The organism is Geomonas subterranea, from assembly GCF_019063845.1.
GTDB lineage: Bacteria > Desulfobacterota > Desulfuromonadia > Geobacterales > Geobacteraceae > Geomonas > Geomonas subterranea.
In genome coordinates this window covers 934221-954504 of record NZ_CP077683.1, presented here as the reverse complement: position 1 = coordinate 954504, position 20284 = coordinate 934221, and the positions used below count along the sequence as shown (strand labels likewise).

Below are 20284 nucleotides of genomic sequence, written 5' to 3'. Positions count from 1 at the left end.
ATCATAAACGTGTAAAGCCAGAGCACAAGCTGTGCCATCAGTATACGATTTCGTTCCTGGTGGAGACGTGGAGGCGGCCGGCGGGAAGGAACAGCCGTGAGGGAAGGCGCTTCATCCGGCTAAACAGCCGAAAGTATTATAGCATTTCTGGGGAGAATGGTAATGAATGGGGGAGGGATTTTATAGATCGATACATGGCAAACTACATCTTAAAGCGGCAGCAAAGTCAGAATGGCCGGAGCGCACTATGCAGCACTGCATACCACCGTATTCCAGGTCCACTGTAGGGGCGAATAATCATTCGCCCCCCCGTACCGCACCGGCACCGCCCGTGACGCGGGCAACCGTGGGGGCATCGGCGCTGGGCGAATAATTATTCGCCCCTACAGGTCATGGCACCCATCAGCCTAGGCGATCCCGTGTTTTTTCAACTTCCTGGCGATGGTGGACTGGTTCACCCCCAGCGCCTCGGCCATGCGCACCTGGTTGCCGTGCTTGACGAGCGCCTGTTCGAGGACGGCCTTTTCCACCTTATCAAGCGTCTCCTGCAGGGTCACCTCGTCGTGCCAGACACCGCCGGCAGCCGCAGCCTGCCCCCCGCCTGCGGCGATCTCGGCAGGGAGATCCTTGATATCGATGAGATCCGTCTCCGTCATGACCACGAGCCTCTCGCAGATGTTCATCAACTGCCTGACGTTGCCGGGGTAATCGTAGGCCAGGAGCGCGTCCGAAGCGGCCCGGGTCAGACGCTTGCGGATCGAGTCGCGCGCCCCGAACAGATCGACGTAATGCCGCACCAGCGGCAGGATGCAGTCGCGCCGCTCCCTCAGGGCCGGCACGTGGATCGGAATCACGTTCAGACGGTAGTAGAGGTCGAGCCGGAAGGTGCCGTCCTTGACCATCTGGTCAAGATTACGGTGGGTTGCCGCCAGGATCCTGACGTCGAGCGTGCGGGCCTTGGTCCCGCCGAGCCGAACCACGCGGCCGTTTTCCAGGAAGCGAAGCAGCTTCACTTGGGCGGCCTGGGGGAGTTCGGCTATCTCGTCGAGGAAGAGGATGCCGCCGTCGGCAAGTTCGAGATAGCCCGGCTTGCCGCTTACCTGCGCGCCGGTGAAGGCGCCCTTCTCGTAGCCGAAAAGCTCGGATTCAATGAGGGATTCCGGGATGGCTCCGCAGTTGATCTCGATGAGCGGCTTGTCGGCGCGGCTGGAATTCTTGTGAATGAGCTCGGCGATGAGCCCCTTGCCGACGCCGGATTCACCGAGGATCAGCACGGTCGAGTTCACCGCGCTCACCTTGAGCGCCTGCTTCAGCGCGTTGACCATCAACGGACTGCGGGCGATGACGCTGCGGGAGGCGAGGTCAGCCTGCTGCATCTCCAGCATGTGGCTGCGGAACTGGTCTCTGAGCGCCTCCTGCTCCTCCAGTTCGCGCTGCAGGTTGTCGATTTCGGTGACGTCACGCTCACTGACCACGACCCGGATCACCTTGCCGTTCGCGTCCAGTACCGGCGTACCGGTTGAGATGAGCTTGCGCCCCTGCCGGTTCTGCAACTGGCTCACCACCTTGCCGGTGGTCAAAGCCTCGAGCGCCGCCGAGCGGTCGATGAACCCCTGGTCCAGGAGCTCGTGCATATTTTTGCCGATGACCTCGGCAGCCGTGATGTTGTTGATGCGCTCGGACGCGGGGTTGATGCGGATTACGACGGCGTCAGCGTCGCAGATCCAAAGCCCGTCCGAGGAGGAGTCGATAATGGCATCGAGCTCCCGCGTCAGGTCCTGGAACGCGCGCATCTGCCGCGCCATCTCTTCCAGATCAAGTGCTGTAATAGTTCCGTTTACCGCTTCAGTCATAAAAACCTCCGGCAACAGTAGCGCCGGCGACCATTATGCACAAACGCATTCGATATGCAACAGGGAATACGCAGGCGAGGTCAGCACCAGAAATTGACGCATTAATCGAGACATGATACTTTTAACCGTACTATAGAGAGAACCACAGAAGATACTATAAGAATGAGGTGAAGCAGGATGTCATCGATTAGCGCAAACGAGCTTAAGACCCGCGGTGTTGCTGCGATAGAGGCAGCATTGAGTCACGATTCGGAAGCCATCATTTCGGTTCGCGGTAAGACCCGTTATGTGGTCATGCCTATAGAGCATTTTCACTACCTGCGCGAATGTGAATTAGAGGCAGCGCTGGCCCAAAACAACGACGACATTGCCGCAGGTCGGTTCGTGGTATCAACTCCTGAAGAGCATTTGAAGAGAATAAAAGCAGGTGATGAAGCATGAAGTACCGCCTGGTCTTCACCAAGCAGTACGAGAAGCGAGCACGACGTTTTCTGAAACTTCACCCTGAGTTGGAACCGGCATACCTAAAGACTCTCAAACTACTGCAGGCAAACCCTTTCCACCCCTCCCTCAGGCTGCACCGCCTAACGGGCCGCCTGAGCGGTCTTCACTCGATATCAATCACGCTGTCCTACCGGATAACGCTTGAATTCTTGGTAACCGACGAAGATATTACCCCAGTCAACATCGGCGACCACGACACGGTCTACTAAACCAAATTCCAGCCTACGCTTTTACACTGCGGTAGGCGTGGATCGAGTAGAGAACCAAGCCAGCCCAGATGAACAGGAAACTGATCAAATGGGTGTGGGTGAAGGTCTCACCGAATAAGGTGATGGCGAGCAGGAAGTGCATGGTGGGGGTAATGTACTGCAAAAAGCCGATCGTGGCCAGGCGCAGCTTCTTACCGGCGGCGGCAAACAGCAGCAAGGGAATGGCGGTTACCACGCCGGACATCGGGATAAGCATGTCCAGCGCGACGCCGTGGGTGAGGAAGATACCGGTCCCCTTCTGGTTCAACTGCACCAGGTAAAAGAGCGCGAACGGCATGAGGAGCAAGGTTTCGACGGTGAGACCGACCAGCGGCTCGACGTGCAGCACCTTGCGGATCAGTCCGTAGAGCCCGAAGGAGAGCGCCAGGAGTAGTGAGATCCAGGGCACGCTGCCGTACTGAATGGCGAGATAGAGGACGCCGGTGAAGGCGAGCGCGAGACTGATCCACTGCGGGCGCTCCAGCCGCTCGCGCAGGAACAAAAATCCGAGCAGCACGTTGACCAGCGGGTTGATGAAATAGCCGAGGCTCGACTGCAGCACCTCGCCGACGCTGATGGCGTAGATGAAGACCAGCCAGTTGGTGGCGATGAGGATGGTGGTGACAAAGAGGACGGCGAGGGACTTCGGGCGTTTAAGAACCTCGATGGTCGCGGGCCATGCGCCTTTCCACGTTATGAGCAGCACTAAAAACGCGAGCGACCAGACGATCCGGTGCGAGACCATCTCCAAGGGGGGGACGACCTTGACGGATTTAAAGTAAACCGGGAAGAATCCCCAGCAGAGGTAAGCCGCCAGGCCGTAGATGACGCCCTGGCGGCTTTTTTGTGCAGCGGTGAGCTCGGTATTTTCGGAAAGGTTGCTCATGTGGCAGATGTCCTTGTACTAAGAGGCCGACTATCTCAGTAGTGGGTCCGACTACTCCTCCCCCCGGAGGGGGAGGTTGGGAGGGGGGAAACCTAAGCTAGGAAGATGCCACCTTTCCCCCTCCCTAGCCCTCCCCCTCCGGGGGAGGGAACTAGAACCTCCGGGGACCGGGGCTACACGACCGCGGTGGCTAGATGACCTTAAGGCCGCGCAGCAGGATGACGGTGATGGTGATCGGCGCGACGTACTTCACCAGAAACAGGAAGATGCTGATGATAGCGCCGTTTTTCAATTGCCCGTCGTTGGAGAGCGCCGCCCTCACCTTCTCATCGCCCCAGACCCACCCGACGAAGAGGCAGATGAACAGCCCCCCCACCGGCATCAGGAAGTTCGAGGTGACGAAGTCGTAGAGGTCGAACATGGTCATGCCGAAGAGCTTGAAGTTGGCCAAGAGGCTGTTGGAAAGCGCGGCGGTGGACCCGATCAGGGCCAGGAGTACCACGGTCAGGACGGTCGACTTGAAGCGGGATACGCCGAAGCGCTGGTGCAGGTAGGCTACCGGCACCTCGAGGATGGAAAGCATGGCGCCGGTGGCCGCGATGGCACCGAGGACAAAGAAGAGCACCACGAAGACGTTGCCGAACGGCATCTGCGAGAATACCGCGGGAATGGTGATGAACAGCAGCGACGGCCCCGCTTCCGGCTTGAAGCCGTAGGTGAACACGGCCGGGAAGATCGCGATCCCCGCCAGGATGGAAACGGTAAGGTCGGCGAGCATGACGCGCAGCGCGGTCATCGGGATGTTCTGGTCGTCACGGAAGTAGCTGCCGTAGGTGATCATGGTCCCCATGCCGACGGAGAGCTTGAAGAAGGCGAGCCCCATGGCGGTAAGGACGACGGCACCGGTCACCTTGGAGAAGTCCGGGCGGAAAAGGAACTCGAGGCCGGCAGCGGCGCCGGGAAGCATCAGGCTCCGAACACCGATCATGACCAGGATCAGGAACAGCACCGGCATGAGGCGCTTGGTGGTCTTCTCGATCCCCTTGGAGACGCCGGCGATGATGATGGCGCCGACGAAGACGAGCACCAGGCACTGCCAGAACACGGACTGCACCGGGTCGGTGATCAGCTTCTCGAAGCCCGCCGAGGTGACCTTGGGGTCGGCGGAGAGGATGCTGCCGGAAGCAGCCTTGAAGATGTAGGCGAAGACCCACCCGGCGACTTCGGTATAGAAGGCAAGGATCAGGAAGGCGGAAAGGACGCCGGCTGCGCCGATGAGGGCCCAGCTTTCGTTTTTGGGGTGCAGCACCTTGAAGGTCGTGAGCGCGTCGGACTTGGAGCGACGCCCCAGCATGAGCTCGGCCACCATGACCACGAGGCCCGCCATCAGGGTCGAGAGCAGGTAGACGATGATGAACGCGGCCCCGCCGTTAAGGCCGGTCAGGGCGGGGAACTTCCAGATGTTGCCCAAGCCCACCGCAGAACCGAGCGTCGCGGCGATGACTCCTAAACCCGTGGTGAAACTGTCCCGTGCCTTGGTTACTGTTGCGTTTTGCATGTTGGTGCCTATGTCCTTTGCGCTGCTTCTCTGTAATTAAGCGGCAAGATTGCCGCAACATCCCGGTCCAAAAAAACCTCACTCTCCCTCTGGGAGAGGGTCGGGGTGAGGGCGCTGCTATAGCGAAAATCGTCATGATGGCACCGCCCTCACCCGGCCTGCGGCCACCCTCTCCCACAGGGCGAGGGAGTGGACGGGCGAATGATTATTCGCCCCTACAGGTGCCGCGGCGATCAGGTTGAGGGTGAAGCGGCGCTGCCACTTGCCCTATTTCTTTAGGGCGGCAACCTGCCCGGAGGTGATGTGGCAAAGCTGCTCCGGGGTCAGCGCGAAGACGGCGTTGGGGGTACCGGCAGCGGCCCACAGTTCCTTGTAGCCGAGCAGGTCCTCGTCGATGAAGGTGGTGAGCGGCGCCGGATGACCGACCGGGGAAACCCCGCCGATGGCGTAGCCGGTCTGCTCGCGGACGAAGTCGGGTGTCGCCCGCTCGATCTTCTCGCCGACGAGGGTTGCCAGAACCTTCTCGTTCACCATGTTGGCGCCGCTTGCCACCACGAAGACGCCCTTGCCGCTCTCCTTGCCGCGGAACACCAGGGACTTGACGATCTGCCCCACTTCACACCCCACGGCGGTTGCCGCCTCGACGGCGGTGCGGGTGCTCTCGCCCAGTTCCTTGACGCGGCAATCGACACCGAAGCCATGCAGTGCATCCTGTACCCGTTTCGCGCTTGCGCTCAATGCTGAATCCATACCTGCCTTCCTCCTGCGAAAGCCATAGAATCAAAACCGCTGGCCACGGAGAAAATCTGAGAACTTCGGAGAAAACCTTTATAAGGTTTTGCCTTTCTCAGATTTCCTCAGATTTTCTCCGTGGCTAATGGTGTGTCGGTTTTAGCTGTAATCCTCGTGAAGAGGTACAGTCCCGCGAAGATGATCGATCCCCCCACGACCTGTCGCGGCGTCGGGTTCTCGCCCAGAAACACGGCAGCCCAGAGGATCGCCCCCAACGGCTCGCCGAGGATGCTTACCGACACCACGGACGCCTGCACATAGCGCAGCACCCAGTTGAAGACGGTGTGCCCGAGGATGGTGCAGACCAACGCAAGGGCCACGAAGATAAGCCAGTCCTGCCCCGGGTACGGGTAGAACGGCACGCCGCCGGCGACAGCCGCGGCGCTCAGGGTAATTGCGCTGGCGCCGTAGGTGACGAAGGTGTAGCCGGTAAGCGGCAGGCTGTGGCGCAGCCTCCTCCCGATCAGGAGATAGCCGGAGACCATCACCGCCGCGAAGAGCGCGAGCAGGTCGCCTATGAAGGCCCTCTCCCCTACCTGGAAATCGGTGGCGCCTATCACGACGCTTCCTGCGAAGGCGAGGAAGCAGCCGTAGAGCGCCTTGCGCGGCACCCGCTCCTTGAAGAAGACCCAGGAACCGAACACCACGAAGAGCGGCTGGGTGGTGACGAGCACCACGGAGCTGGCGATGGAGGTGTACTTGAGCGAGATGAACCAGGTGACGAAATGCAGCGCCAGAAAGACGCCGCTTGCGGCGGAGAGGCGGACCTGGCGCGCGGTCATGCCGCGCAACGCGGGCGCGCCCCCCCAAAGGGTGAAGGGCGCGAGAAAGCAGAAGGTGAAGATGAGCCGGTAGGCCGCGATCACCAGGGGGGGAGCCGTGCAGACCCTCACCAGGATGGAGGAGAATGAGACAGCAAAAACCCCTACCAGGATGGCCAGGTAGGGGTTGATCCAAGGTTTGGTTGTGGTGTCAGACACCCTACTCTCCCAGGTAAGCCTTTCTCACTTCGGGGTTCGAGGCGAGTTCCTTGGCGTCGCCCTGCAGCACCACCTCGCCGGTCTCGAGGACGTAGGCGCGGTGAGCGATGGAGAGCGCCATGTTGGCGTTCTGCTCGACCAGGAGGATGGTGGTACCGCCGGCGTTGATCTCCTGGATGATCTGGAATATCTGCTCGACCAGCATCGGGGCGAGGCCCATGGAGGGCTCATCCAGAAGGAGGAGTTTCGGACGGGACATGAGCGCCCTGCCCATCGCCAGCATCTGCTGCTCGCCGCCGGAAAGGGTCTTGGCGGCCTGCTTCTTGCGCTCGTTCAGGCGCGGGAAGCGCTGGAAGATCTTCTCCATGTCGGAGGCGACCTCGTTGTCGCTTCTCGTGTAGGCGCCCATCTCGAGGTTTTCGAGCACGCTCATCTTGGCGAAGACGCGGCGCCCTTCGGGGACCTGGGAAATGCCCAGCTTGACGATCTCGTGCGGCGGAAGCTTGGTGATCTCCTTGTCGAGGTAGGTGATCTTGCCGCCGACCGACGGGACGATGTTGGAGATGGTGTTCAGGATGGTGGTCTTGCCGGCACCGTTGGCGCCGATCAGCGCAACGATCTCACCCTGGTTGATCTGGAAGGAAACGTTTTGCAGCGCCTTGATGGCGCCGTAGTTCACGCTGACATTCTCTACCTTAAGCATCCGCTGCTCCTTTGCCGAGGTACGCCTCGATGACCTTCGGGTTCTTCCTGATCTCCTCGGGCGTACCCTCGGCGATCTTGACCCCGTAATCGAGGACGGCGATGCGGTGCGAAATACCCATGACGAACTTCATGTCGTGCTCGACCAGGAACACCGTGACGCCGGTGGCGCTGATGGCCTTCACCATCTCGGCCAGAACCTGCTTCTCCTGCGGGTTCATGCCTGCGGCGGGCTCGTCCAGGAGGATGATCTGCGGCTTGATGGCCAGGGCGCGGGCGATCTCCAGGCGGCGCTGCTCACCGTAGGGGAGGTTCCCCGCCAGTTCGTACGCCTTGTGGGTCAGGTCCACCTGCTTCAGGCAGGACATCGCCAGTTCCTTGAGTTCCTTCTCCTCGCGGCGGACCCAGGGGAGGAACTTCAGGGTGGCGCCGGTCAGGTCGAAGGTGCCCTGGGTGTGGGCGCCGATCAGGACGTTCTCGAGCACGGTCAACTGGGTGAAGAGCCTGATGTTCTGGAAGGTCCTGCCGATGCCGGATGCGGCGATCTTGAAGGCGGGCTTGCCGGAGATGCTCTCGCCCATGAAGGAGATCTGCCCTTCGGTCGGCGTGTAGATGCCGGTGATCAGGTTGAACATGGTGCTCTTGCCGGCACCGTTGGGCCCGATCAGGGCCATGATGTTCCCCTTCTCGACCTCCAGGTTTACCTTGTCCACGGCGACCAGGCCGCCGAAGCGGATGGTGACGTTATCGAGTTTAAGAATAGACATGCGTTACTCTCGTTTCGTGAGTTAGTTAAGTAATTTACTTTCCTGCCGGCTTCCTGCCGATGGCGCGCAGCAAAAGTTCGGTGACGTTCACGCCCCCCAGGAGCCCGTTGGGACGGAACACCATCAGGAAGACCAGGAGTGCACCGTAGACCAGCATGCGGTACTGCGACATGAAGCGCAGGAACTCCGGCGCCGAGGCAAGCACGGAGGAACCGATGACGGCACCCGGGACACTGCCCAGGCCGCCCAGAACTACCATGGCCAGGATGTCGACCGATTTCAGGAAGCCGAAGTCGGAGGGGTTGATGTAGCTCAGGAAGTGGGCGTAAAGACCGCCGCCGATGCCGGCCATGAAGGAGCCGAGGGCAAAGGCCTGGATCTTGTAGCGCGCCGTGTTGATCCCCATGGCGTCGGCCGCGATCTCGTCTTCGCGGATCGCCTTCAGCGCGCGCCCGAAACGGGAGTTCTGCACGAAGGTGACGAGGACGATGGCCAGGATGGCAACCACCCAGACGTAGATCGGCATCGGGATCGAAGTCTTGGCCTGCGGGACCGTGAGCCCGAGCGCCTTGTTGGTGGGCTCGAAGTTGAGGAAGAAGACCTTGACGATCTCGGCAAAACCAAGGGTGCAGATGGCCAGGTAGTCACCGGTGAGCCTCAGGATCGGGAAGCCGATGGCGGCAGCCACGATGGCGGTCACCACGCCGGTAACGGCAAGGTTGGCGACGAAGGGAAGACCGGTCTTGATGGTCACCATGGCGCTCGTGAAGGCGCCGATGCTCATGAACGCGGCGTGCCCCAGGGAGAGCTGGCCGGTGAGGCCGGTGATGACGTTAAGCCCCAGCGCCAGCACGATAGCGATGCCGACGTTGACGAGGATCTGCAACATGTAGGGGTCGACCGAGCCGACCAAGCTGTTCAGGAAGTCTGCCATCGAATCTATACCTTCTTTGTAATTTTTTGGCCGAGCAGGCCGGTCGGCTTGACGAGGAGCACCAGCACCAGGATGGTGAAGGCGATGGCGTCACGGTAGGATGAGTAGCCGATGGCGACGCCGAAGACCTCGGAGACGCCGAGGAGCAGGCCGCCCAACATCGCACCCGGGATGGAGCCGATCCCGCCCAAGACCGCGGCGGCGAAGGCCTTCAGGCCGGCCATGAGGCCCATGTTGAAGGATACCGCGTTAAAGAGGACGCCGACCAGCACCCCGCCGGCCGCCGCGAGCGCGGAGCCGAGGGCGAAGGTGAAGGAGATGACGCGGTTCACGTTGATGCCCATGAGGGCCGAGGTGCTGTAATCCTCGGAGGTGGCGCGCATCGCCTTCCCTATCTTGGTCTTCTGGACGATGAACTCGAGGGCCATCATGAGGACCGCGGAAACGCCGATGATGAGGATCTGCAGGGTAGAAATGTCGGCGCTCCCGACATGGATCTGCCGCACCGGGAAGGCACCGTCCGGGAAGCCCTTGGCGTCAGCACCGAATACCATCAGCGCCAGCGAGGAGAGGAAGATGGAAACGCCGATCGCGGAGATCAGTGCGGAAAGGCGGGACGACTTCCTCAGCGCGCGGTACGCGATCAGTTCGATGAGAACACCCATGATCATGCAGAAGATCATGGCACCGATGATGGCAACGAACACGTTGACCTTGAAGTAGGAGACTAGCAGCAGTCCGATGAAGGCCCCGACCATGAAGATTTCGCCGTGGGCGAAGTTGATCAGGGTGATGATCCCGTACACCATGGTGTAGCCGAGGGCGATGAGCGCGTAGACGCTCCCCAGGGCCACGCCGTTTACTAGCTGTTGTAAGAACATGTCGACTTCCTTCCGACTGGATTTGTCTGACCAAAAGCCCAGGCGCCGTTGCCGGCACGGGATTCAGGTTAAAATTCTCTCAAAATAAAACACGGGAATAGCTTATGACGTATACCATAAGCATTTGGAAATAAGCAAGCTATTGGTAAACCTGACACTGCACCGGACACGGAGCCGAGGCCGAAAATAAAACGGCAACAGAACCTCTAATGAGTGGCCTGACCCTCGACCGCGCGACACTTTACAACAGCTGGAGCTGTTTCGCAATCTTAAACTTTTGATTAACACAAAAAACGGCCCCGCTACACGCGGGGCCGTCACTGTTTACCGGTTATATTGTCATTTTAAAACAGCGGCTAAATTCGCCGCACCAACAGCGTTTACAGCCGGCATCCCTTGGTTGCCCTCCCCCCTTGCGGAAGGTTCATCATGGCGCTAAAAAGGTGCCGTGGCCGGAGGAGGAGGCGGCCACGGCACAATTGCATAACAAACTGTTTATTCCTCCAACTTCTTCAGACTTCCCTATACTTCCGTCTCGGCTTTCTTCTTCTCGAACCAGTCATAGAACGCCGGGATGATCAACAGGGTGAGGAGCGTCGACGTGATCAATCCTCCCACCACGACCGTAGCGAGAGGTTTTTGAATTTCCGAACCCGTTCCGCCGGCAAACAGCATGGGCATGAGGCTGAAGATGGCGATGGACGCGGTCATCAGCACCGGCCGCAACCGGTCCACAGCCCCCTGGCGCACCGCATCCCCGAGCGCAAGCCCCTCCTCGCGCAACTGCGCGATCCTCGATACCAGTACCAGCCCGTTCAGGACCGCCACGCCGAAGAGAACGATGAAGCCGACCGAGGCCGGGACGGACAGGTACTGCCCGGACAGGAACAGCGAGAAGATCCCGCCGATCAGCGCGAAGGGAAGGTTCGAAAGCACCAGAAAAGCCAGCCTGATGGAACGGAAGGTGACATAGAGCAGCAGCAGTATCAGCGCCACCGCCACCGGACCGATGATCATCAACCTGCTCATGGCGCGCTGCTGGTTCTCGAACTGCCCGCCCCAGGTGAGGTAGTAGCCGGAGGGGAGCTTGACCTGGTCCTTGATCTTCTGTTTCGCCTCGGCGACGAAGCTGCCGATGTCCCTGCCGCTCACGTTCATTTCGATGCCGATCCTTCTCACCCCGTCCTGGCGGCTTATCTGCACCGGTCCCTCCACCATCTTCACCTCGGCGAGCTGCTCCAGCGGGATGTTCATGCCGGACTTGGTGGAGATGAGGAGGTTCTGGATCGCCTCCAGCGAGTTCCTCTTTTCCTCCGGCAACCGGACCGTAATGTCGAAGCTGCGGCTCGGCTCGTAGAAGGAAGAAGCCGCCTTGCCCGCAACGGCAATCTCGATTACCTGCTGCACGTCGCTGATGTTCAAACCGTAGCGGGCGATCCTGGCCCGGTCGATGGTCACCGTGAGATAGGGCTGCCCGGACACCTTCTCGGTGTTGAGGTCAGTCCCCCCTCTCACTGTGGAGAGCACCTTGGCGATCTGGGCCGATTTGTCGCGCAGCACGTCCAGGTCGTCACCGAAGAGCTTCACGATAAGCTGCGCCCGGGTCCCCGCGACCAGCTCGTCGATGCGGCACTGGATCGGCTGGCTGAAGCCGAAGCTGATGCCGGGGATGGTCTCCAGCGACTCCCTCATCTCGTTGGTCAGCTCCTCCTTGGTGATGTTGCGCTTCCACTGGTCCTTGGGCTTGAACACGCCGACATACCCGGTCTTGTCGGGGCCGCGGGTGTCGAGGGCGACCCCGGTCTGCCCGATCCGCCCCACCACGACGTCCAGCTCTTCGAACTTCTTCAGTTTCGCCGTCGCCTGCTGGTTCACCTCGAGGGCCTTCGCCAGCGAGACCCCGGGGAGCATGGCGATATCCATGTCGAAGGACCCCTCGTCCATGATGGGCATGAACTCGGTCCCGAGCCTCGAGACCAGGAACAGCGAGCAGACCAGGAGCCCCGCGGCGATCCCGAGCACCACCTTCCTGCGGTTCAGCGCGTACTCCAAAAGCGGCAGGTACTGCTCTTTTGCCCAGGCCATGATCCGGCTATCCTTTTCGGGCTGCGGCTTGAGAATGATGCTGCAGAGGACCGGGATGATGAAGATGGAAAGAAGCAGGGACGCCAGAAGCGCAATCGCGACGGTGATGGCCAGGGGGCCGAACATCTTCCCCTCGATCCCCTCCAGGGTCAGGATAGGGATGAAGGTGAGCGCGATGATCAACTCGCCGAAGATGCTGGGCTTGCGCACCTCCATCACGGCCTTCAGCACGGTCTTCAGTTTCGGTTCCCGCTCCCCCGCCTCGCTCAGGTGGCGCTGCACGTTCTCCACCTGGATGATGGTGGTGTCGATGATCATGCCGATGGAGATGGCCAGGCCGCCCAGGGACATGAGGTTCGCCGTTATGCCGGTCAGCTTCATGACGATAAAGGTGGCCAGAAGCGACAGCGGTAGCGCCAGGAGCACGACGATGCTGCCGCGGATGCTGTTGAGGAGCAGGTAGAGGACCAGGAGGACCAGGATCGCCCCCTCGACGAGCGCCTTGTTAACCGTGCCGACGCTCCCCTTGACGATGTCGCTGCGGTCGTAGTACGGCACGAGCTTCACGCCGTCGGGGAGCATGGTGCTCTCGTTGATCTCCTTAACCTTGGCCGCTACCCGGGCGACCACGTCGCGGCTGTTCTCGCCGCGGAGCATCATCACGATGCCCCCCACCGCCTCGCCCGAGGCATCCTTGATGGCGGCGCCCATGCGTACCGCCTCACCGACACGAACCTGGGCCACGTCGCGCAGGTAGACCGGCGTTCCCCCCTGCGACTTGAGGACGATGTTCTCGATGTCGCCGGTGCTCTGGATGAGACCGACGCCGCGCACGATGTACTGGTCGCTGCCGCGCTCGAGCACGTTGCCGCCGACGTTGCTGTTGTTGCTGCCGACGGCGTCATAGACGTCCGCCACCGTGACGCCGTACTTGAGCAGCTTGTCCGGGGATACCACCACCTGGTACTGCTTGAAATATCCACCGAAGGAGTTGATCTCGTTGACGCCTGGGACGCTCTTCAACTGCGGGGTGACGACCCATTCCTGGACGGTGCGCAGGTTGGTCAGGTAGGCACGCTTCGCCTCCGGTTCCTGCGGCGCCTTTCCTTCCAGCGTGTACTGGTAGATCTCCCCCATGGCGGTGCCGATGGGGCCCATGGCCACCTCGACTCCCTTGGGGACCTTTTCCCGCGCCTCGGCCAGCCGCTCGAAGACGAGTTGCCGCGCGAAATAGATGTCGACGTTGTCCTTGAAGACCACGGTGACGATGGACAGACCGAATTTGGTCACGGAGCGCAGCTGCTCGATATCGGGAAGGCCGCGCATCGCCATCTCGATGGGATAGGTGACGTTCCTCTCGATCTCGACCGCCGAGAGCCCGTCCGCGTGGCTCACCACCTCGACCTGGATGTTGGTGACATCAGGAAAAGCGTCGATGGGGAGTTTTTGATAGGAATAGAAGCCGAAGACGACGATCACCAGCGCCAGGAAGATGACCATCCCCTTCTGCCTCAGCATGTATGCCACTGTTTTTTCAAGCATGGGTGCCGGTCTCCTTAGTGGTCGTGCCCCGAGATTTCGCCCTTTTGCAGCTCCGACTTAAGAACGAAGCCCCCCTTCACGGCCAGCCGCTCGCCTTCCTTGAGACCGGAGAGGACTTCGACCATGCCGCCGGAGGCACGCCCCAGTTCCACCTTGCGCGGCTCGAAGGCAGCATCGCCTTCCGCGACGAAGATGAGCTTTTTCCCCTCCAGCTCCACGACGGCTTCTTCGGGGATGGCCAGAACCTGGGACGCGCCGGCTGCCGTTGCGAGTTCCACGGTCGCGAACATCTCCGGCTTCAGCTTGCGCCCCGGATTGGCAACCTCGACCCTCGCCTTGATGGTGCGGGTCGCCTGGTCGACGACGTCCGCCAGGTAGGTAACGCGGCCGCGGAACTTCGTCTCGGGAAAGGCGCTGACGGCGACGGTCGCGGTCTGTCCGCGGCGCACCTTGGCCAGATCCTTCTCGTGGATGTCGACGAGCACCCAGACCGAGGAGAGGTCCGCGATGGTGTAGAGGCTCTTGGCAGGGTCGGAGAGTTCGCCGACTATGGCATGTTTCTCGGTAATGACGCCGCCGATAGGCGCGCGTACCGGCAAGAGGGGCTTCCTGTCCCCCTTCAAATCCCCGGCGGAGACGCCGTACAGGGAAAGACGTTCCTGGTCGGTGTGCAGTTCGGTCTGCGCCGTCTTGTAGTCGGTCTCCGCCTGGAGGATCTCCTTTCTGGCCGCAATCTTCTTGTCCACCAGCACCTTCACCCGCTCCATGTTGGACTGGGCCAGGGCGAGCCTGGTCTTCGACTGGTGGTACCGGCTCATGGCCTCGCCCAGCTCGACGCTGTCCAGGGTCGCCAGCACCTGCCCTCCCCCCACGCTGTCACCAAGCGATGCCCTTACCGCCACTATCTTTCCGGAGATGCGCGGAGAGACGTGCGCGATCCTGTCGGCATTGGCCTCGACCTTGCCGGTCGCGCTGATGACGCCGGGCATCTGCGACTTCTTGACCGGGGCCACCGCCACGCCGTTTTGTTTTTGCACCTCCACGGCCATCTTGACGAGCTTCTCGCCATGCTCGTCGTGCCCCTCTTCTTCCCTTCCCCCGATGTGGCCACCCTTTTCCTCCGCGTGACCACCCTTTTCCTCCGCGTGACCCGCCTCGGCGTGCTCGCCATGCTCGGCGTGCCCGCCACTTCCCGGAGTGTTGATAAGCCGGTAGGCGACGCCGCCCCCGAGCGCGATGGTGAGGACCAGCCCGATGATGATTCCCTTCCTGTTCACTGCACACCTCCGTAAATGTCAGCGGCTACTGCCGATTCGAGTCTGTTGAGGGATATCTGCCTGGCGTGCAGGGCGGCGAGGTAGCTGTCGCTCACCTCGAAGTATTTCTTCTGCTCCTCGATCACCGCCAGGATGCCGACCTCGCCGAGCCGGTAGGCTTCCTGGGTCAGCTTCAGGTTTTCATCGAGCTGGCGCAGTATGTCGGAACGAAACAGAGAGAGCACTTTTTCGGCATTGGCGAGGCTCGCGTGGGCGCTATCCACCTCGCGTTCCACGCTCGCGGCCGCACCCTGCAGCCTGATTTCGGCGCTGGAACGTTTGGCCCGCGCCTCCTGCTGCCCGGCCTGGTTCCGGTCGAAGACCGGGATCGGCATCGAGATTTTCACCCCGATGGTGTAAGCGGTTTCCCGCCCCTCGGCCCCACCGATCTCCATGGACGAGGTGTCGCGGCTCACTGCGATCCCTGCGGTAAGGTTGGGGATCCCTTCCGCCTCGGCGAGTCCCACCTCCGCGTCACTTCTCTGCATCGCCGCATGCAGCGCCTTGAGGTCGGGACGGTTCTGCATGGCGACCTGCTTCAGGTCTCCCGCCCCGTTGACCCGAACGTCGTTGCCGTTCAAGGTGTCGCCCAAAACCGGGGACGCTGCCGGCGGGAGGGCCACGAGCGCGAACAGTTTCGCCCTGCTGTCCAGTAGAGCACGCTGCAACTCGACCAGGTTCCCCTCGCTGCGGACCAGTTCGACCCGGACCAGGTACATCTCCAGTTCGGGGATGTCTCCCGCCGCCAAACGATCCACCGCCACCTGGAGCAGTTGCTTGTTGAGCTCGATGGAATGGCGGGCCAGGCCGACCCGCTCCTGGGCGAGCAGCACATCGCAGTAAGCCGCCTGCACCTGCTCCTTGACAGCGCGCTCGCGGTCCGCCACCTGCCACCGGTATGCAGCAAGGTCACGCTCCGCTACGGCGTGGCGCTTGAGGCGCTTGTCCCCCAGCAGGAACTCCTGCGAGATGCCAAGGGAGAGGTTGCTGTCGTCGCTGCTGCCGGTAAGCGCGCCGGTGGCCCCTTCCAGTTCCAGCGTGGGGTTGGGGAGCACCCCGGCACGCACAGCCGCGGCGTCCAGGACACCGGCTTCTTTGCGTAAAGAGACGAGCTCCGGGTTGTTGTTGAGCGCCGCCGCCACTGCCTGCTGCAGCGAAAGTGGCTGAGGTTCTGCAAATACGGGGACGGCTGTCAAAAGATACAAGGCGACTGCCACGGCTAGGCGCGCGCCCCTCAAGGCGTTTGTTGCCAAGAAAAACCTCCTGAATGCATGTGGGAAACGTGAAGAAAACAGGGACAGACCACGGCACGACTACGCCGGGAGAACGGGCTCCGGCAAAGGACGTACTACGGCCGTGACAGGGGTGTTAGGCGCGTAACTGCGGGGGAACGAACTTGGAGAGAAAAACTTCGGGTATGAAGGTGAAGCGGTCGAAACTCTGGAGTGCGGCGAAAACAGGGTAGTACTCGAGGGAGAAATGACCAACGCTCAGCGAGACGTGGCAGGCACAGTCACAGCAGAAGTCGCAGTCGTCATGGCCGGTCTCCCCTTGCGTGGGGCAGTCCGGGGTGTCGCAGTCACGGTCGGCATGGGAGTCGGACTGCACGCAGTCAGCGACCGTCCCGCATTGCGCAAAGGCGTGCGCGTTGTCACAAGCTCCACTGAGAAAAGTGCAGAAGGTCACTGCGAGCAGCAGGAAAGAGAGAAATTTGACAGGGAATAACTTACGCATGCACTGGCGAAGATAACGAATGAGTAGAGAAAGTGTCAAGACAAAAGGGGCGGTTATTCGCCCCTCGTCTCAGTGTCCAGATGCGGTTCATGCAGTTTGACCGGTTTGCCGCGCTTCATCCTCAGGTTGAGCATCTCCACCATCACGGAGAAAGCCATGGCGAAGTAGATGTACCCCTTGGGAATGTGCATCCCGAAACCCTCTCCGATGAGGGAAACGCCGATCAGCAGCAGAAAACTCAGGGCCAGCATCTTGATGGTGGGATGCCGTTCCACGAAAGCGCTGATCTTGCCGGAGAAGAGCATCATGAATCCGACGGCGATGACCACGGCAGCGACCATGATGAAGAGCTGGCTGGCCATGCCGATCGCGGTGATGATGGAGTCGAGCGAGAAGACGATATCCAGGAGCAGGATCTGCACGATCACCGCCCCGAAGGTGGCGCCGACCTTTGATGCGTGCACCACCTCCTCCCCTTCCAGCTTTTCGTGGATCTCCATGGTGCTCTTCCAGAGCAGGAAGAGACCGCCCGAGATGAGGATGAGGTCACGGCCGGAGATTTCGTTGCCGAAAAGGGTGAACAACGGCGTGGTGAGCCCCATGAGCCAGGCAAGCGAGAAGAGAAGCGCGACGCGGATGAACATCGCGAGGCCCAGGCCGGTCAATCTCGCCCTCTCCTGCTGGGCCGCGGGGAGCTTGCTCGCCTGGATGGAGATGAAGATGATGTTGTCGATGCCGAGCACGATCTCAAGCGCGCTCAGTGTAACCAGCGCCATCCAGACCTGCGGGTCGGTAAGCCAGTCCATTGGGTCTCCTCTATATCTACTTTGTGCGTGGGTTCACAGCCACTGTAGGGGCGAATAATCATTCGCCCCCCTTAGCCGCCCCATGATCTCTCTGGGCATCGCCACCGATCGGGGCACCGGTGGCTGGGCGAATAATTATTCGCCCCTACAGCAACGACAACGATGGCACCAGTTACCTGCGTACCGCCATCTGCTCCAGCCGTGCGATGCGCTCTTCCATCGGGGGATGGGTGGAGAAGAGCTCCATCAGCCCCCCGCCGGTCAGCGGGTTCACGATGAACATGTGCGCCGTGGCGGGCCGCGCCTCCTGCATCGGCAGCGAATGCGAAGCCATGTGCAGCTTCCTGAGCGCCGAGGCGAGCGCCAAAGGCCGGCCACAGATGTCGGCGCCGGTGGCATCCGCCAGGTACTCACGTGAACGCGACACCGCCATCTGGATCAGCATGGCCGCAATGGGTGCGATGATGGCCATGGCCAGCGAGCCGACCAGGCCGCCGATGCCGCCCCCCTCCTCGTCTTCACCGCGGCCTGCGCCGAACATGGCGCCCCACTGGAGAATGTTGGCGATCATGGAGATGGCCCCGGCGAAGGTGGCCGCGATGGTCCCGATGAGAATGTCGCGGTTTTGAACGTGGGCCAGTTCATGCGCCATCACCCCTTCCAGCTCCTCCATTGAGAGGATGCGCAGTATCCCTTCCGTAGCGGCAACCGCGGCGTGCTCAGGGTTGCGTCCGGTGGCGAAGGCGTTGGGGCTGTCGGAGGGGATGATGTAGACCTTGGGCATGGGCAGGCCGGCGCGGGCAGACAGGTTGCGCACCATGTTGTAGAACGTGGGGTGGTCCTGCGGGCCGATTTCCTGGGCTCCGTACATGCTCAGCACGATCTTGTCGGAGAACCAGTAGGAGAAGAAGTTCATGCCGAGAGCGAGCACGAAGGCCATCATCATGCCGGACCTGCCGCCGAGAGCCTGCCCCATGCTCACCATGAGCACGGTGAGAAGAGCTAACAGTAATGTCGTTTTCAGTCTTTGCATAGCATTTACCTCTACGAGTGTTATGTCCCGAAGGACTCGATGCAGCCGAGGGTAAATAAAAAGACCTTTACCCTTGGCATTAGTCACCAGGATAAAGGTCTTGTTGACAGGATTAACTGTCCCGGCTCCGGGTCTTGCGACCGTATTGACGAAGTCCGGGTCGGCCTTTTCTCCGGCCGATAACTACTCCCCTTTAACGATTTGAAATATAATTTTTCCCATGCCAGTTGTCAAGGGTAATCGGAAACGGCAAAACCATTAGCCACGGAGACAATCTGAGGAAATCTGAGAGAAGCACACCCAAAAAGCTTATAGGTTTGGTGTTCTCAGATGTCCTCAGAAGTTCTCCGTGGCCAATGGTTTTAGGTTTGGTTCTAAAAAAAAACGGCCCCTGCCGGAGCAGGAGCCGTTTTGTGCTGCGGGGTCAGGCATTAGTCCATCTTGACGGGTACTTTTGCCTTGAGGACGAACTTGCCGTCCTTGACTGCGAGGAGGCTCAGCGGGCTCTTGATCGGCTCGCGGTTGGCCTGCATGCTGATGGTGCCGGAAACGCCTTCGAACTTCTTGGTCTGTGCCAGGGCGGTTTTGAAGACTTTCGGGTCAACGCTGTTGGCGCGCTTCATGGAGTCGGCCAGCAGCATCACAGCGTCGTAGCCCTGGGCGTCGAAGAGGCCCGGGAGTTCGCCGTTGTGCTTGGCTTTGAACGCCTCGATGAACTTGGCGGTAGCCGGAGCAGCCTGCTCGGTGGAGAAGCCCAGAGCGGACATGGAGCCCTCGACTGCCGGGCCGCCCAGCTCGATGAATTTCGGCGAGAACAGGCCGTCGCCGCCGAACATCGGAGCCTTCAGACCCTGCTTGCGGGCCTCTTTCATGATGAGAGCGCCTTCGGTGTAGTAACCGGAGAACAGGATGACGTCCGGCTTCTTGCTCTTGATGTTGGTGATCTGAGCGGAGAAGTCCTTGTCGCCGTCTTTCACTTTCTCGTCAGCAACGATCTTGATGGACGGAACCTTGGCGGCTGCGTCGCGGAAGGTCTGGGACAGACCGACGGAGTAGTCGTTGTTGTCGGAGGTCACGATGGCAACTTTCTTGAAGCCGAGGTCTTTCGCGAAGTACTCGATGCAGGCGGGAATCGCGATGGAGTCGAGCAGGGTGTCGCGGAAGATGAAGTCGCCCACTTCGACAACGCCCGGGCCGGTAGCGCCCGCGGAGAGGAGCACGACGCCGGCTTTCTGTGCGATCGGAGCGGCAACCTTGGTGATGCCGGTGGTCGGGTCGCCAACGATGGCGGTGACGTTGTCGCGGGAGATGAACTTCTGGGTTACGGAAGCACCTTCCTGCTTGTCGCCACGGTTGTCAGCTTCGACGATCTCGATTTTCTTGCCCTGGATGCCGCCGGCAGCGTTGATCTCGTCAGCAGCCATCTTCATGCCTTCCAGGGTCGGCTTGCCGAACATGGCAACGTCGCCGGTGAGGGCGCCGAGGAAGCCGATCTTGATGGTGTTGCCAGCCGGAGCGGCGGCCGGAGCAGCGCCCTCTTTGGCCTCTTCTTTCTTCTTGCAGCCGAATGCACCGACTGCGAGCATCGCTACGAGCAGCAATGCGCTCATCTTCTTAAAGCTCATGCAGATACCTCCTTGGGTTGATTGATCACATTGTTAGG

At 60.8% G+C, this 20284-nt stretch carries 18 protein-coding genes; 2 read left to right on the top strand and 16 right to left on the bottom strand.

The features are described from left to right. Positions 1-407: 407 nt before the first annotated feature. Positions 408-1853: a sigma-54 interaction domain-containing protein gene (locus tag KP001_RS04185; protein ID WP_217288322.1), complete on the bottom strand. Its 1446-nt coding sequence runs from the start codon at positions 1851-1853 to the stop codon at positions 408-410. Positions 1854-2030: 177 nt separating this feature from the next. On the opposite strand from KP001_RS04185, the gene KP001_RS04180 reads away from it, so the two are divergent. Both KP001_RS04180 and KP001_RS04175 read left to right on the top strand, forming a co-directional pair. Beyond that, positions 2031-2294 carry a type II toxin-antitoxin system Phd/YefM family antitoxin gene (locus KP001_RS04180; RefSeq protein ID WP_217288321.1) on the top strand — a complete coding sequence of 88 codons (264 nt, stop codon included), beginning with the start codon at positions 2031-2033 and terminating at the stop codon, positions 2292-2294. Beyond that, entirely contained in the window at positions 2291-2566 is a 276-nt protein-coding gene (locus tag KP001_RS04175) for a type II toxin-antitoxin system RelE/ParE family toxin (protein WP_217288320.1), read from the top strand. The genes KP001_RS04180 and KP001_RS04175 overlap by 4 nt, the downstream gene beginning before the upstream one ends. 13 nt (positions 2567-2579) lie before the next feature. Here the strand turns inward: KP001_RS04175 and rarD are convergent, their stop codons facing one another. The 15 genes from rarD to KP001_RS04100 all read right to left on the bottom strand — a co-directional run bounded on the left by rarD (position 2580) and on the right by KP001_RS04100 (position 20246). Beyond that, positions 2580-3491, bottom strand: coding sequence for an EamA family transporter RarD (gene rarD / locus KP001_RS04170; RefSeq protein ID WP_217288319.1), 912 nt, complete (start codon positions 3489-3491; stop codon positions 2580-2582). Between the two features lie 190 nt (positions 3492-3681). Further along, positions 3682-5049, bottom strand: a complete 1368-nt coding sequence (locus KP001_RS04165; RefSeq protein ID WP_217288318.1) for a sodium-dependent transporter — start codon at positions 5047-5049, stop codon at positions 3682-3684. 267 nt (positions 5050-5316) lie between these two features. Further along, a complete protein-coding gene (locus KP001_RS04160) occupies positions 5317-5799 on the bottom strand; it encodes a YbaK/EbsC family protein (RefSeq protein ID WP_217288317.1) in 483 nt (160 codons plus the stop codon). 107 nt (positions 5800-5906) lie between these two features. Beyond that, entirely contained in the window at positions 5907-6821 is a 915-nt protein-coding gene (locus KP001_RS04155) for a DMT family transporter (protein WP_217288316.1), read from the bottom strand. Between the two features lies 1 nt (position 6822). Next, positions 6823-7524, bottom strand: a complete 702-nt coding sequence (locus KP001_RS04150) for an ABC transporter ATP-binding protein (RefSeq protein ID WP_217288315.1) — start codon at positions 7522-7524, stop codon at positions 6823-6825. Next, complete coding sequence (locus KP001_RS04145; protein ID WP_217288314.1) at positions 7517-8290, bottom strand: ABC transporter ATP-binding protein; 774 nt, start codon at positions 8288-8290, stop codon at positions 7517-7519. The genes KP001_RS04150 and KP001_RS04145 overlap by 8 nt, the downstream gene beginning before the upstream one ends. Before the next feature lie 34 nt (positions 8291-8324). Continuing rightward, positions 8325-9224, bottom strand: a complete 900-nt coding sequence (locus KP001_RS04140; RefSeq protein ID WP_217288313.1) for a branched-chain amino acid ABC transporter permease — start codon at positions 9222-9224, stop codon at positions 8325-8327. A 5-nt stretch (positions 9225-9229) separates the two neighbouring features. Beyond that, on the bottom strand, positions 9230-10105 hold the full coding sequence (locus tag KP001_RS04135) for a branched-chain amino acid ABC transporter permease (protein WP_217288312.1): 876 nt from the start codon (positions 10103-10105) through the stop codon (positions 9230-9232). Between the two features lie 522 nt (positions 10106-10627). After that, positions 10628-13732: an efflux RND transporter permease subunit gene (locus tag KP001_RS04130; RefSeq protein WP_217288311.1), complete on the bottom strand. Its 3105-nt coding sequence runs from the start codon at positions 13730-13732 to the stop codon at positions 10628-10630. Positions 13733-13746: 14 nt separating this feature from the next. Further along, positions 13747-15009 (bottom strand): efflux RND transporter periplasmic adaptor subunit, encoded by a 1263-nt coding sequence (locus KP001_RS04125; protein ID WP_217288310.1) that lies wholly within the window; start codon positions 15007-15009, stop codon positions 13747-13749. After that, positions 15006-16301, bottom strand: coding sequence for a TolC family protein (locus tag KP001_RS04120; RefSeq protein ID WP_217288309.1), 1296 nt, complete (start codon positions 16299-16301; stop codon positions 15006-15008). Before KP001_RS04120 ends, KP001_RS04125 begins: the two co-directional genes overlap by 4 nt. A gap of 115 nt (positions 16302-16416) precedes the next feature. Next, a complete protein-coding gene (locus tag KP001_RS04115) occupies positions 16417-16656 on the bottom strand; it encodes a hypothetical protein (RefSeq protein ID WP_217288308.1) in 240 nt (79 codons plus the stop codon). Between the two features lie 179 nt (positions 16657-16835). Continuing rightward, entirely contained in the window at positions 16836-17588 is a 753-nt protein-coding gene (locus KP001_RS04110) for a TerC family protein (protein WP_217288307.1), read from the bottom strand. Between the two features lie 172 nt (positions 17589-17760). Continuing rightward, positions 17761-18621 (bottom strand): zinc metalloprotease HtpX, encoded by an 861-nt coding sequence (htpX, locus tag KP001_RS04105; protein WP_217288306.1) that lies wholly within the window; start codon positions 18619-18621, stop codon positions 17761-17763. Positions 18622-19052: 431 nt separating this feature from the next. Continuing rightward, entirely contained in the window at positions 19053-20246 is a 1194-nt protein-coding gene (locus KP001_RS04100) for an ABC transporter substrate-binding protein (protein ID WP_217288305.1), read from the bottom strand. Positions 20247-20284 lie beyond the last annotated feature (38 nt).

Bases quoted from the DNA above. Each gene is read 5' to 3' on its own strand.
- KP001_RS04185 (WP_217288322.1), bottom strand. From the start codon at position 1,853: ATGACTGAAGCGGTAAACGGAACTATTACAGCACTTGATCTGGAAGAG.
- KP001_RS04180 (WP_217288321.1), top strand. From the start codon at position 2,031: ATGTCATCGATTAGCGCAAACGAGCTTAAGACCCGCGGTGTTGCTGCG.
- KP001_RS04175 (WP_217288320.1), top strand. From the start codon at position 2,291: ATGAAGTACCGCCTGGTCTTCACCAAGCAGTACGAGAAGCGAGCACGA.
- rarD (WP_217288319.1), bottom strand. From the start codon at position 3,491: ATGAGCAACCTTTCCGAAAATACCGAGCTCACCGCTGCACAAAAAAGC.
- KP001_RS04165 (WP_217288318.1), bottom strand. From the start codon at position 5,049: ATGCAAAACGCAACAGTAACCAAGGCACGGGACAGTTTCACCACGGGT.
- KP001_RS04160 (WP_217288317.1), bottom strand. From the start codon at position 5,799: ATGGATTCAGCATTGAGCGCAAGCGCGAAACGGGTACAGGATGCACTG.
- KP001_RS04150 (WP_217288315.1), bottom strand. From the start codon at position 7,524: ATGCTTAAGGTAGAGAATGTCAGCGTGAACTACGGCGCCATCAAGGCG.
- KP001_RS04145 (WP_217288314.1), bottom strand. From the start codon at position 8,290: ATGTCTATTCTTAAACTCGATAACGTCACCATCCGCTTCGGCGGCCTG.
- KP001_RS04140 (WP_217288313.1), bottom strand. From the start codon at position 9,224: ATGGCAGACTTCCTGAACAGCTTGGTCGGCTCGGTCGACCCCTACATG.
- KP001_RS04135 (WP_217288312.1), bottom strand. From the start codon at position 10,105: ATGTTCTTACAACAGCTAGTAAACGGCGTGGCCCTGGGGAGCGTCTAC.
- KP001_RS04130 (WP_217288311.1), bottom strand. From the start codon at position 13,732: ATGCTTGAAAAAACAGTGGCATACATGCTGAGGCAGAAGGGGATGGTC.
- KP001_RS04110 (WP_217288307.1), bottom strand. From the start codon at position 17,588: ATGGACTGGCTTACCGACCCGCAGGTCTGGATGGCGCTGGTTACACTG.
- htpX (WP_217288306.1), bottom strand. From the start codon at position 18,621: ATGCAAAGACTGAAAACGACATTACTGTTAGCTCTTCTCACCGTGCTC.
- KP001_RS04100 (WP_217288305.1), bottom strand. From the start codon at position 20,246: ATGAGCTTTAAGAAGATGAGCGCATTGCTGCTCGTAGCGATGCTCGCA.